We start from the raw sequence: 12,665 nt of genomic DNA on the forward strand, positions 1-12,665 counted from the left end.
TCGCCCCAGCGGGGAGAAGATGCCCGTTAGGGCAGATGAGGGGGGTGAGGAGCGAAAGCGACGAACGCCTTGAGCGGCAAGCGAAAGGCAAGTGGCTTCCATCACGGCTGTGGATAGGTTGGTGGAGGACGATCAGCCGAAGCATGACGCCCCCTAAGATTGCAGCCCCTATCACCAAAACCAATTCCCCTATTGCCAGCCCCTCGCCTTGCCCCTATTGTCCGCGCCGTTCTCAGGGCGGGGTGAAAGTCCCTACCGGCGGTATGCAGTTTCGATTGCGAGCCCGCGAGCGCCTTCTTAACGAAGGGTCAGCAGATCAGGTGAGATGCCTGAGCCGACGGTCATAGTCCGGATGAAAGAGAACGCGCGTTCCTGCTGCCCTCGCCGGCAGCCGGTCAACGTTCGTGATCGCCTTGGGTGACGTGTCTGTACGCCAAAGGAGATTACCATGACACCCACCCGTTATGCCTTCGTCAAAGCCGGCTGGCACGCGGATATCGTCGACCGTGCGCTCGAAGGTTTCCAGCAGCTCATTCCGGCTGAGCAGATCGACGTGTTCGACGTTCCCGGCGCATTCGAAATGCCGTTGCTGTCGCGCGATCTTGCGGCGACCGGGCGCTATGCCGCCGTCATCGCCGCCGCCTTCGTCGTCGATGGCGGGATCTATCGTCACGAATTCGTCGCCCAGGCCGTCGTCGACGGGCTGATGCGCGCCGGCATGGACACCGGCGTGCCGGTGCTGTCGGTTTCGCTGACGCCGCATCAGTATCAGGAAACCGAGCACCACACGCAGATCTACCGCGCGCACTTCGTGGAGAAGGGCCGCGAGGCGGCCCGCGCTGCCCTGATGATCGGCAAGACGCGCGCCGCTCTTGCGGCGTAGGAGACTGCGCTGACGGCGGGGCTGGCCCGCCGTCTTCTCCTTGCCGACAGAAGAATTGATTCGACGCCCTGCCCGCGCTGTGGTCCACTCGCGCACGACATGTATCGCCATTCTTAATGCGTCCAAACGTCGAGGAGCTGAAGATGAGCAATGCAATGCGCAGTGAAACCCCCACAGAATCCATCAGAACACGGCCCGCCGACACCAAACTCGAAGTGGTGGTCATCCCCGTTTCCGACGTCGACCGCGCCAAACGCTTTTATGACGGCCTCGGCTGGCGGCTCGATGCCGATTTCGCCAATGATGCCGATTTCCGCGTGATCCAGTTCACGCCGCCCGGCTCCGGCTGCGCCATCATCTTCGGCAGGAACGTGACCGCCGCCGCGCCCGGCTCCGCTCAAGGCCTCTACCTCATCGTCTCCGACATCGAGGCCGCCCGCCGCGATCTCATCGCCCGCGGCGTCGAGGTGAGCGAGGTCTTCCACGACGCATCGGGCGTCTATGCCGGCAAGGACGAACCCTATCTCTTCGGGCGCCTGCGCATCGCCGGCCGCGATCCCGAGCACCGCAGCTACCGCTCCTTCGCCTCCTTCAAGGATCCTGACGGCAACGGCTGGCTGTTCCAGGAAGTCACCACCCGCCTGCCCGGCCGCATCGACGCCGACGAGACCGTCTTCTCCACCTCGAGCGACCTGGCCTCCGCGCTCCGCCGCGCTGCCGCCGCCCACGGCGAACACGAGAAACGCAACGGCGGCAAATACGACGAGAACTGGCCGGACTGGTACGCCAAATATATGGTCAGCGAACAAGCCGGCAGAGAGCTGCCGCTATAGGCAGTGAAGAGCCCCATCCCGAGGCGCGAGACGGGTGCTCCGAACAGCAATAAATGCAGGGAACACCGTTGCAGCGCGTCCTTCGGGCTTCCGGCCGTTAGGCTGCGCCTCGAAGGACGCGCTTCAGCATCGCTCTCGCGGGGCTCACCGCCTGGCTGCCTTCGCTGCCGCCACCATGCCGTCGAGCCAGTCCCGATAGCCATTGATCATCGGGTTGGGCCAGCAGCCCTCTCACCGGTCAAACATATCCCGCCATTGTTTCTCCCCGATCAAGCAGTCCGTTGCCGGCTCCGTGCCGGCGATCGGCTGCACCGTCGCCGGAAGAGACAGGCCGCTGATCTCCATCACCAGCTTGCGGCGCACGGCGACGGCGAAGTCCTCGATCTTGCGAACCGGCAGCACGAAGGCGCCGGGGCCGCCGATGACGCAGTCGGCATAATATTTGTCGAGCCCGTCAGGCGCATCGGAAGGCCGCAGCATGAGGGCGAGGCCGTTGATGACCATGCCTGATGCCACCGCCTTGTCGCGGACGGGCGTGACGGGATTGCCGGAATTGTTCGGGCCGTCGCCGGAGACATCGATCACCTCCCGCCTGCCCCGGAAGGGGCTGGCGATGATCATGCTGACGCCCTGGGCAATCGCGGTGGAGATCGAGGTGCGCCGCTGCGTGCCGATCGGCCGGGCGTCGAGTTTGTCGGCAAAGGCAATCGCATCCTGCTCCGTCTCGATCACCTGCCAGTCGATCACCGAACCCTGGACGACATAGCCCGCCCATTCAAAATAGCTGATGGCGATGCGGCCGGTAAGCCCGCCCTTCACCGCGTCGATGAATTCCTTGTGTTTCAGCGCCGCGACATAACCGTCGCGCTGGATGCCGATCTCTTCGAAATCCATCGAGCGCGAGGTGTCGACGGCAAGCACCAGCGTCACGTCGACATCGTTTGCCGCAGCCTGCGCCGTCGGCACGACACCGGAAAGACCCATGAGCACCGCAAGTGACGTCAGCATCGGCAGATCCCCGCGCCATTCTCAAGCCGGGCGACTCTAGCACAGCTTCGCCTGGGAAGGACGCACCGCCACGCGCACGGCTTCAATTTTCGGTGATGGCACCCCTCAATGCAACGGCAGCCACAAAGGACTTTTCCATGCCTTCAGCGCGTCGAGGAAGACCTGCTGGCGCAGGGGCAGGAAGCGGCGCGTGGGATAGACCGCGTGCACGAAGATTTCCGGCGACGACCAGTCCGGCAGCAGGCGGATGAGCGCGCCTCTTCGGATCTGCTCGTCGCAATAGGTCGAAGGCAGGAGCCCAATGCCGTGGCCACGATAGGTGAAGGCGCTGACCGCATCGAAATCGCGGCTCGATGCCGGCCCCGACACGCGCACGTCGGCCGATTTGCGGCCGCTGACGAGATGCCATTCCGCTTCGCCGTTGCGCCCGTTCAGGAGCACGCACCGATGGTCCTTGAGATCTTCGGGCTTCGTGGGAAGCGCCCTGTCCCTGAGATAGTCGGGCGCGGCGACCAGATAGCGCACGCTCTTGCCGAGCCGCTGGGCGACGATGGTGGAATCCTTGAGGTCGCCGAAGCGGATGCCGAGATCGATATTCTCCGCGACCAGATCAAGGAACAGGTTAGTGACGAAAAGATCGACTTGGATCTCGGGATAGGCCTTCAGGAAATCGGAGATGAATTCGTAGAAGACCTCTTGGCCCAAGATGACCGGCACCGAGATCTTCAGCAGGCCTTCCGGCTTTCTCTGCGTTTCAGTCAGCGCCTGCTCGGCGTCGATGAGATGAGCAAGCGGCTCGCTGCATCTGTCGTAATAGGCCCGGCCCTGCGCGGTGAGGCTGAGCTTGCGGGTCGTGCGCTGGATCAGCATCACGCCGAGCTGCTCTTCGAGCGACGTCACCTTCCGACTGACGGTCGAGACAGGCATGCCGAGCGAATGGGCGGCGCGGCTGAAGCTGCCATATTGCGCCACCTTCACGAAGACGGCGATGTCGTTGAGATCGGCCATGCCGGCACTTTTGCACTGATGCAAAAGAGAATCCAGATATTTCCATCTAATCGAGCAATGACGTTTTCGCCATATTCACCTTGCGAAAACAAACCAACAACCCGATGGCGGCGCGATCGCAGCGGCCCCATCTCGAGCGACCCACCTAGCCAGGCCCGCGTTGCCCGAACCAGATTATGGAGTTCAACATGACCAAGCAAAGGACTGTCATCGTCACGGGCGCCTCCCAGGGCATCGGAGCGGGGCTCGTTAACGCCTTCGTCGAGCGCGGCTACAACGTTGTTGCCACCTCGCGTCAGGTCAGCGCTTCGGATGCCTTCCAGGCTTCCGACAGGCTGGCTCTGGTCGACGGCGACATCGGCGATCCCGAAACAGCGGCCCGCGTCGCCAAAACCGCAATCGACCGGTTCGGTTCGATCGACGCGCTCGTCAACAATGCCGGCATCTTCTTCACCAAGCCGTTCGTCGATTACACGATGACCGACTTCCGTAAGCTCTCGTCGACCAATCTCGAAGGCTTCCTGCACCTGACGCAGCGGGTCATCAGGCAGATGCTCGCCCAGAAGACGGGCGGCAGCGTCGTCAGCATCACCACGCCGCTGATCGATCATCCGATCGCCGGCATGCCCGCTTCCGTGGCAATGATGACCAAGGGCGGCATCGACGCGATTTCGAAGAACCTTGCGATGGAGTATGCAAGCGAGGGAATTCGCGTCAACACGGTCGCCCCCGGCGTCGTCGACACGCCCCTTCACAAGGACAATCCGAAGGAGTTCCTGAGGACGCTGTCGCCGATGACAGGCATTTCGAATGTCGCTGAAATCGTCGACGCGGTGGTCTTCCTCACTGAAGCTCCGCGCGTCACCGGGGAGGTGCTGCACGTCGATGGCGGCGCACATCTGGGCAAATGGTAAACCATGAGAAAGCGCAGGCAGCCGGCGCGGAACGGCGGCTGCAGGAACTCGGCATCACCCTTCCCCCGCCGCCGACACCCTTTGGCGCCTATGTCGAGGCGACGAGAACAGGCAATCTGGTCTTCTTCAGCGGCATGCTGCCGGTTGTCGGCCATGAGCCCCGCTATATCGGCCGTGTCGGCGGCGCGCTGACATCGGAAGACGGCCGCAAGGCAGCCGAGACGGCGACGCTGAGCGCGCTCTCCGCCGCCAGGGATTATCTCGGCTCGCTGGATAGCGTCGTGAGGGTCGTGAAGCTCGGCGTCTATATCGCCACCGAAGGCGATTTCCGCGACCACCCCAGGGTCGCCGACGGCGCGTCCGAATTGCTGTTTGCGGTCTTCGGCGAGGAAAAGCTCTCCGGCCGCGTCGTCCTCGGCGTCGCCAGCCTGCCCCTCGGCATGCCGGTCGAGATCGAGCTCGTTATCGAAGTCGAGGATTGAATGAGCGGGGCGCGCGCGTCTCAGCGCGCCCTGCAATCTTGCCTTCGCTTGCGCTCAGCCTGCCGCCAACAGCAGCACATAGGCAATGACGCTCACCATCAACCCGCGAAAGGCGAATGTGACGCAGCGATATTTGCTGCGGGCGATGCAGGAAAGAATTTCGGCGTTTTCGAGATATTGATCGAAAAGGTAGCGCGCATCGCGCCGCAGCGCCGCCTCGAAGAACAGGTCGCGGTGCTTGGGCCAGGCGCCCCAGAACAGCGACGTCGAGGTGCCCAGACGACGAGGCAGAACGACCAGGATCGCCGAGAGAATGGAGAAGACCGAGGCTGCGGCAAGCAAGCCGGAGAACAGAAGGCTGCCCGGCGCTCCGCTGACATAACGCGTCAGGCTGAAGACTGCCCTCACCTCACTGGAGCTCACCAGAAAGGCGAGCATAAAAGTAAAGATATAGGCGGCCTTCTGATCGGATATCTTGATCTGATCGTAGAATATGTCGTTGATTTTCTTGATGTGGTCGAAATACTCGGAACCGACATCGCCGCTCGACGGCCGGCTCAGCATAACCTCCGTGGCACTTTCGAATTCGCTCACCTGAATACTCCATCCCCTAAAGTGTTTCCCTGATATTACACTTTGGAACGAAAGCAAGAACACGTGTGCAACATGCTTGACTTTTCCACTCTACACGGACAAAGGGGAAGACGGGGATGGGGTCGAGATCATGCGGGGTTATTCCAATAACATCTGTCGCATCGGCATGGCGCTGGCGTTTGCCGTGCCCGGTTTCGGGCTGCCTGTCATGGCCGATCCCGTGCCGCGTGCAACCCCGGTCGCCGGCTCCGTCATCGCCCGCAAGACCGGCGAAGAGGTCCGCTTCATAGACGTATCGGACTGGCGCGTCGTCGACATCAACCAGGATCTTCTGACCGGCGACGTGCTGCGCACCAACGCCAACGGCCAGCTCGCCATCGTCTTTTCCGATCACACCCAGGTCCGCCTCGGCCGCAATTCCTCGCTGCAGGTCAAGAAGATGGCCGCGAGCGGCGATACGGTGCTCGAGCTTCAGGCCGGCACCATCTGGGCCCGCGCCCAGCGCGGCGGCCAGGGCCTGACGGTCGAAACCCCGGCCGCCGCGGCCGCGATCCGCGGCACCGACTGGACGATGACCGTCGAGGGCGCCAAGACCTCGATGATCGTGCTCGAAGGCCGCGTCGCGCTCAGCAATCTGCAGGGCAGTGTCGAGGTGAGCGAGGGCGAAGGTGCGGTCGCCACCATCGGCCAGGCGCCGCACAAGATCATCAGCGTCAATCCCGATGACCGGGAACAGATGCTGTTCTATCTCGACCTGCGCGACGGCTTCGATCTGATGCCGACGTCGCCGCTGCGGGCCGACCGTATGGCCACCGAGCGCCGCCGTCTGCTGGCGCTGCCGCCGGAGCGGCGCACGACCGAGGACTGGTTGGAACTTGCCGAAGTGCAGAGCGCCTTCGACGGCCGCCAGGCCGCGGCCGCAACCTTGCAGAATATCCGCGGCCGCAAGCTGACGGCGGCCCAGCAGGCGCGCGTCGACCTGATCGACGCCACCATCGCCGGCTCGGAGAAGCGCTACGGCGACGCCGCCAGGCTCTTCCAGAAGGCTTTGCCGCATCTCGACCCGTCACGCCGCAATATGGCGCAATATGGCGGATATTTCGCCCGCTCGCTCGCCGATCCCGCCCATGCCGAACAGCCGCCGGCTAACACCACCGGCCCCTATGGCGCAATCATGGAGGCCTATACGACAGGCTTCCTGAAAGACCCGCGCGCAGCGATCGAGATCATCAGGAAGGCGGAACAGCGCTATCCCGACGATCCGACCCTGCCGGCGGTCCGCGCCGAGCTGGCCCAGCTCACCGATGACCGCGAGCAGATGAAGCAAGCGATAGAACGCTCGCTGGCGCTCGATCCCGATCATCCGACAGCGCTCTCCGCCCGGGCGAGCTACAAGGCGGTGTATGAGAGCGACATCAACGGCGCGCTTGCCGACCTGAATCGCGCTATCGAGCTCGCCCCCGGTGGGTCAAGCACGCTGAATTCGCTCGGCCTGCTGCAAAGCTCGCGCGATGCCAATGGCGAAGCGGAAAAAGCCTTCAAGAAGGCGATCGAGCTCGACCCGCAAGACCCGCTGCTGCGCGCAAACCTGGCGATCCTCTATCTCGACCAGGGGCGGATGAAGGAAGCCAAGCGCGAGATCGACACCGCGATTGCACTCGATCCCTCGTTCGACATCGCCCTTCTCGCACGGGGCCGCTATTACCTGCAAACCGGCGATCGCGACAAGGCGCTGCAAGACCTGCTTGCCGCCAGCACCGCCAACCCGGCGCATTCGCAATCCCAGCTGATGCTCGCCGCCGCCCATTATGAAAAAGGCGACCGCATTCCTTCGCAGCAGGCGCTCGACAATGCCGACCGGCTCGATAAGAACGACCCGGTCATTTCCGCCTTCCGCACCGCTGTCGATATCGACGATTACGACGCCGACGGCGCGATCCGCAACGCGCAGGAATACCTGCGCCGCTCGCGCGCTCGCGGCGGCGATTACAGCGGCCTCGGCGCCAATGCGAACGCCGGTTCGACGCTCAACAACGCCTTCCGCCTGCAGGGCCTTGATGCCTGGGGCCGTTATTACGGCGATGCCGCCTTCGACCCCTTCAAAGGCACCGGTTATATCGACCAGTCGATCAAGGGCAGCATCTTCCCCTATGTCAACGCGACGAGCTTCAGCGACGACAATATCATCCAGAACCGTGGCAACGCGTCGAGCTACTCATCCTTCATCCAGGGCCTGCTGCTTTCTCCGCACATGCTGTCGGGCCGTTCGCGCTCGGCTACGCTGTTCGACGTACCCTTCATCGAAGGCTCGCTCGGCGGCGGCATCAACAGCGTCGACGGCCATACCAGACGCATCGGCGAAGCCGATATCCAGGGCTATTCCAACAAGACGATCCCGATCAGCTTCTATGGCAACCTGACTTGGGAAGAGCTGGCGCTCGATGGGGACTATCGCGACTTCGGCGGATATGCGACCGACAACAGGCTGCTCGGCGGCAACGGCTATCTGACGGCGACGGTGACGCCGGATGACCGCGTCGTGGCCTATTTCAATCACGCCAACAATGATGGAACGTTGAATGCGCTGTCGACGGACCCCTCGCTCTCGGACGCGCTGAACCCCGTATTGCGCTTTTTCGGCTTGCCCCTGGCGCCGGACGAACTGCCGCTCTACACAACTCGGCGAGACACCACCCGACTTACCAGCGCCGGCCTTGGCTGGAGTCATACCTTCGCCTATGAGAACGTCCTGAATGCTGCACTGCTCTATCAGCAGACCGAAGCCAAAACCACCAACGACATACATTTCGACTGGGCAGACGTGCCGCTTCTCGGCGGCCCCGGCCGGGACATCAGGCCTTTCCTGCAAACGAGCGACGAGAATGACTCGAAGGCCTACATCGCGGCCCTCAGCCACATTATTGGCGACGGGTCGCTGACCTGGCGTTACGGTATCGAGGGCGGATGGCTCGATGCGTCGCGCGAGACCTATTTCCATCTCGAGGATGTCATTCCAGGCCTCGTCGACGGCGTAACCGACGGACCCACGGAAGTTGAGACCCGCATCAATATCGGCCGCGCCTATGTCGATCTCCTGCACGAAATCACACCGAACCTGAAGGCCGAATATGCGCTCTTCGGCACGCGCCTGGAAGGCGACGGCGTTGACGTCAGCCGGCTCGAACCACGCTTCGGCCTTGCCTGGGCGCCGACGCAGAACCATTGGCTGCGCGCCGCTTTCATGCGCCAGAGCGCCGACACGGGCGTTCCCACGCTTGCGCCGATCGGCATCCTTGGCCTTCAGGCGAACCAGCTCGCGGTCGGCATCGATGGCTATACTGATACTGTCGCGTTGCAATGGGATGCCGAATGGACCGACCGCTTCTTCACCTCGGTCGAATATCAGCACCAGGACTTGCATGATTTCTCGATCGACCTGCCGCTGATCTCGCTGCCCTCTTCGGATAGTCTGCCGCTGTCGCGCGGCAGCCTCGATCGCGCCGCCATCACCGCCAACGTCGTGCTCGGTCATGGTTTCGGCCTTTCCGCCACCTATGCTTATATGGAATCCGAGAACAAGGATCCGCTGGAGCCGAATTACGGCGGCTCGCTCCCCTATATCCCGAGGAATTCCGGCCAGATTGCGCTGACCTGGGTCAACGAGGCCAAGGTCAAGGCGACAGTGGCGGCCAATTACATCGGTGAGCGCGACGGCGATGATTTCGGCACCAAGCTCGACGATTACTGGAGCCTCGACGCCCACTTGGTCTGGGAACCCTTCGACAAGCGCATCGAGCTGGAGGCGGCCGCCTATAACCTGCTCGACGAGGACTTCGAGATCACGCCCGGCGTGCCCGGCTGGGGCCGCGCCTTCAAGGGCACGCTCAAAGTCCGCTTCTGATGCGGGCGGAGCACAAGCCGCGGCAGGCCGGACTGGACAGCGGCCAGGCCGGAAGCCGCCGCCTCCGGCTGCTGGTCCTGTCGCTGACCGTGCTGGTCGCCATCTCGCTTCTGTCGCGCCTGCCCGCCTGGTCGCTGCTGGAGCTTAGAAGCTTCGACTATCTCTCGACGTTCGACGATCCGCGTCCGCCGCAGGGCGGACCCGTCATCGTCGCGATCGACGAGCCCTCACTCGCCGATATCAACGCGCAATGGCCCTGGCCGCGCAGCCTGCATGCCGAGCTCATCAGCCAGCTGCGTGCAGCGGGCGCCCGCGTCATCGGCCTCGACATCATTATGGCCGAGCCCTCCAACCCCGGCAACGACGCGGCGATCGCCAGGGCCGTCGGTCCCGATGTCGTGCTTGCCGGGGACGAAACGCTGATCGAGACGCCGCAGGCCTCGCAGCTGATCCGCGCCACGCCGCTGCCGGCATTGACCGACGCAGGTGCGGTGACCGGGATTGCCTCCGTCGATCTCAGCGGCGACGGCATCTTCCGCCGCATTCCCGGCTATGAGGACGGCTTTGCCGCCATGCTGGCCAAGGCCTCGGGCGCGGAGGCGGAGATCCTGCCGGCCGGCCGACTGATCCAGTCCTTCGGACCGGCTCGCAGCTATCCCACCGTCTCCTATTACCAGGCGCTCGACCCTGAGAATCTGCTGCCGCCGGGTTACTTCAAGGATCGCGTCGTCCTCGTCGGGCTCAGCCTGCAGAATGCGCCTGAAATCGATAAGGGCGGCGTCGACGCCTTCGCGACACCCTATACGGTTCACACCGGCAAGCTCGTCCCCGGCGTCGAAATCCAGGCGACGATTTACGACAATATCCGCTACGGCCTGTCGATCGCGGAAGCGCGCCTGCCGACGGTCGCCGCCTGCATCCTGATCTCGGTGCTGCTTGCCGCCTTCACCGTCTGGCGCTCGACGGGATGGCTGACGATCGTAACCAGCGCCGCCGCCCTCCTCGCCTTCGCGGCCGTCAGCTTCGCCGGCATCCGGCTTGGCCATGTCTTCGTTTCGCCGCTCGGGCCGACGGTCGCCTATATCGCGGTCGCCTTCGGCCAGGCCGCCTTCGACTATGCCGAAGAGCGCCGCAACAAGCGCCAGATCATCCGCGCCTTCGCCCAGTATATTTCGCCCGATCTCGTCCGGCGCCTGTCGAGCGACCCGTCGCAGCTGAAGCTCGGCGGCGAGCGGCGCACGCTTTCGGTGCTGTTTTCCGACGTGCGGGGCTTCACCACCATCGCCGAGACGCTGAAGGACGATCCGGAACAGCTGACCGGCCTGATCAACCGGCTGCTGACGCCACTCTCCGACGTGGTGATGGATCACGGCGGTACGATCGACAAATATATGGGCGACTGCATCATGGCCTTCTGGAATGCACCGCTCGACGATCCCGATCATGCGTTGCACGCCGTGCGCGCCTCGCTCGCCATGCAGGCGGCGATCTCGCGGCTGAATAGCCAGCTGGAGCGGGAAGCGGCCGCAATCGGCCGCAAGCCGCACGTACTGAAGATGGGTGTCGGCATCAACACCGGCGAATGCATCGTCGGCAATATGGGCTCGACCCGCCGCTTCGATTATTCCTGCCTCGGCGACAGCGTCAATCTGGCCTCGCGCCTGGAAGGCGCCTCGAAGAATTACGGCGTGGCGCTGCTGCTCGGCGAGGAAACCGCACGGCTGATCGCCGCCAATTACACGGTGATCGAACTCGACCGCATCATCGTCAAGGGCCGCACCGTGCCCTCGCCGATCTATACCGTCGTGCATAAGGCCGATGCCGAAGCGCTGGTCGCGCATGAGGGTTTTATCGAGGCGAAGTATGCCGGCACGCTTGCGCCGTCCGACTCGGTCTTCGACACGCTGGCCGCTGATATCCCCGAGCTTTCCGCCTATTACGCGATCGTGCGGGATGGACTGACAGAAGGCGGGGAATGACGGCGCAGCATTTCTGGCCACATGAGTTGGGCGCGGCACCCTCCAACGCTCCTCATCCTGATGAGGCGCGCAGGCCAAAGGCCGGAGCCTCGAAGGACACGCCGCAGCGCTGCTCCTTGCAGCCATCAACCGACAGCGCACCCGCCTCGTCCTTCGAGGCCCCTGCGGGGACGCCTCAGGATGAGGCTCTCTTGAGCGCTGGGGCGGCATCCGCCAACGCCCGTTGCCATCGGCGCGGCACACCTCCAACCTCCCTCATCCTGAGGCGCGCAAGGCCAAAGGCCCGGAGCCTCGAAGGACACGCCTCAACGCTGCTCCTTGCAGCCATTAACCGACAGCGCACCCGCCTCGTCCTTCGAGGCCCCTGCGGGGCGCCTCAGGATGAGGCTCTCTTGGGCCTCGGCGCGGCATCCGATTGGGAAGAGGAGATCGTTATGCTGTCCGCAGCCTCGCGATCTCAGGTCCAACCACCGCGATGAACAATCCAGGATCGCTAAGAGCCCTCGCCGAAAGCATCGCCCCATGGACCGATGCCATCAGCATCTGGGCCCGCTCTTCCGGCCGCCTGTCCAGCTGGAACAGGCCCTGCTCGAAGCCGGCCTGCAACACCGAGGTCAGCCATGCCGCAAGATTTCGGAAATGGGTGCGAACGCGTGATGCGACCTCATCGGGCAGCATCTGCATTTCGCTGGCAAGCATGGCGCAGATGCAGAAGGGCTGCGAAGCGTTCTCAATGCAGGAACGCCAGTAGTCGATGTAGAACTGCAGCTGATCGGCAGGGCTTGCGGCCTGCTCGCGCAGCGACTGCAATCCTGCAGCCGCCTGCTTGGTGTAGCGATCCACCAACACCGCGACCAGCTCGGCCTTCGCAGGAAAATGGTGGTGGATGCTCGCCTTGCGGATGCCGATCGCGTCCGAAATGTCGGCATAGCTGAAGCCGTTATAGCCGCCCGCCACGATGAGCGATTGGGCGACATCGAGGATCTTGTCGGAGGTCGAAGCCACTGATTTCATAGCGTCGCCTACCTTCTGGTAGGAAGCTTGTCAAGCCCCTCAGGCTCCT

General features: G+C 63.5%; 10 protein-coding genes and 1 riboswitch. Of the genes, 6 read left to right on the forward strand and 4 right to left on the reverse strand.

Annotated elements, in window-relative coordinates; genetic code table 11:
* The first annotated feature begins 224 nt into the window (after positions 1-224).
* Positions 225-368, forward strand: a riboswitch (FMN riboswitch).
* Between the two features lie 80 nt (positions 369-448).
* Positions 449-883 carry a 6,7-dimethyl-8-ribityllumazine synthase gene (locus C4N04_RS28020; RefSeq protein ID WP_009996551.1) on the forward strand — a complete coding sequence of 145 codons (435 nt, stop codon included), beginning with the start codon at positions 449-451 and terminating at the stop codon, positions 881-883.
* A gap of 143 nt (positions 884-1,026) precedes the next feature.
* Complete coding sequence (locus tag C4N04_RS28025; protein ID WP_077992890.1) at positions 1,027-1,716, forward strand: VOC family protein; 690 nt, start codon at positions 1,027-1,029, stop codon at positions 1,714-1,716.
* A 231-nt stretch (positions 1,717-1,947) separates the two neighbouring features.
* Here C4N04_RS28025 and C4N04_RS28030 read toward each other — a convergent pair whose 3' ends face one another.
* Positions 1,948-2,724 carry a DUF1194 domain-containing protein gene (locus C4N04_RS28030; RefSeq protein ID WP_009996554.1) on the reverse strand — a complete coding sequence of 259 codons (777 nt, stop codon included), beginning with the start codon at positions 2,722-2,724 and terminating at the stop codon, positions 1,948-1,950.
* 105 nt (positions 2,725-2,829) lie between these two features.
* The gene (locus tag C4N04_RS28035; RefSeq protein WP_106797540.1) at positions 2,830-3,732 is read right to left on the reverse strand and encodes a LysR family transcriptional regulator; all 903 of its coding nucleotides are present in this window, start codon (positions 3,730-3,732) and stop codon (positions 2,830-2,832) included.
* Positions 3,733-3,920: 188 nt separating this feature from the next.
* Between C4N04_RS28035 and C4N04_RS28040 the strand changes: the two genes are divergently transcribed.
* Positions 3,921-4,646 (forward strand): SDR family oxidoreductase, encoded by a 726-nt coding sequence (locus tag C4N04_RS28040; protein ID WP_106797564.1) that lies wholly within the window; start codon positions 3,921-3,923, stop codon positions 4,644-4,646.
* On the forward strand, positions 4,640-5,128 hold the full coding sequence (locus tag C4N04_RS28045; protein ID WP_009995796.1) for a RidA family protein: 489 nt from the start codon (positions 4,640-4,642) through the stop codon (positions 5,126-5,128). Before C4N04_RS28040 ends, C4N04_RS28045 begins: the two co-directional genes overlap by 7 nt.
* A gap of 54 nt (positions 5,129-5,182) precedes the next feature.
* On the opposite strand, the gene C4N04_RS28050 is transcribed toward C4N04_RS28045, so the two are convergent.
* Positions 5,183-5,722, reverse strand: a complete 540-nt coding sequence (locus C4N04_RS28050) for a Pycsar system effector family protein (RefSeq protein ID WP_010055529.1) — start codon at positions 5,720-5,722, stop codon at positions 5,183-5,185.
* A gap of 130 nt (positions 5,723-5,852) precedes the next feature.
* Between C4N04_RS28050 and C4N04_RS28055 the strand changes: the two genes are divergently transcribed.
* Together C4N04_RS28055 and C4N04_RS28060 are read left to right on the forward strand one after the other, a co-directional pair.
* Positions 5,853-9,623, forward strand: coding sequence for a FecR domain-containing protein (locus tag C4N04_RS28055; protein ID WP_106797541.1), 3,771 nt, complete (start codon positions 5,853-5,855; stop codon positions 9,621-9,623).
* Positions 9,623-11,602, forward strand: coding sequence for an adenylate/guanylate cyclase domain-containing protein (locus C4N04_RS28060; protein ID WP_038689809.1), 1,980 nt, complete (start codon positions 9,623-9,625; stop codon positions 11,600-11,602). The genes C4N04_RS28055 and C4N04_RS28060 overlap by 1 nt, the downstream gene beginning before the upstream one ends.
* Positions 11,603-12,034: 432 nt before the next feature.
* On the opposite strand, the gene C4N04_RS28065 is transcribed toward C4N04_RS28060, so the two are convergent.
* Positions 12,035-12,616 (reverse strand): TetR/AcrR family transcriptional regulator, encoded by a 582-nt coding sequence (locus tag C4N04_RS28065; protein WP_106797542.1) that lies wholly within the window; start codon positions 12,614-12,616, stop codon positions 12,035-12,037.
* Positions 12,617-12,665: the final 49 nt, after the last annotated feature.

Origin of the sequence: Rhizobium sp. H4 (genome assembly GCF_003013335.1) — a bacterium.
In the GTDB taxonomy this organism is placed as follows: Bacteria; Pseudomonadota; Alphaproteobacteria; order Rhizobiales; family Rhizobiaceae; genus Rhizobium; species Rhizobium sophoriradicis.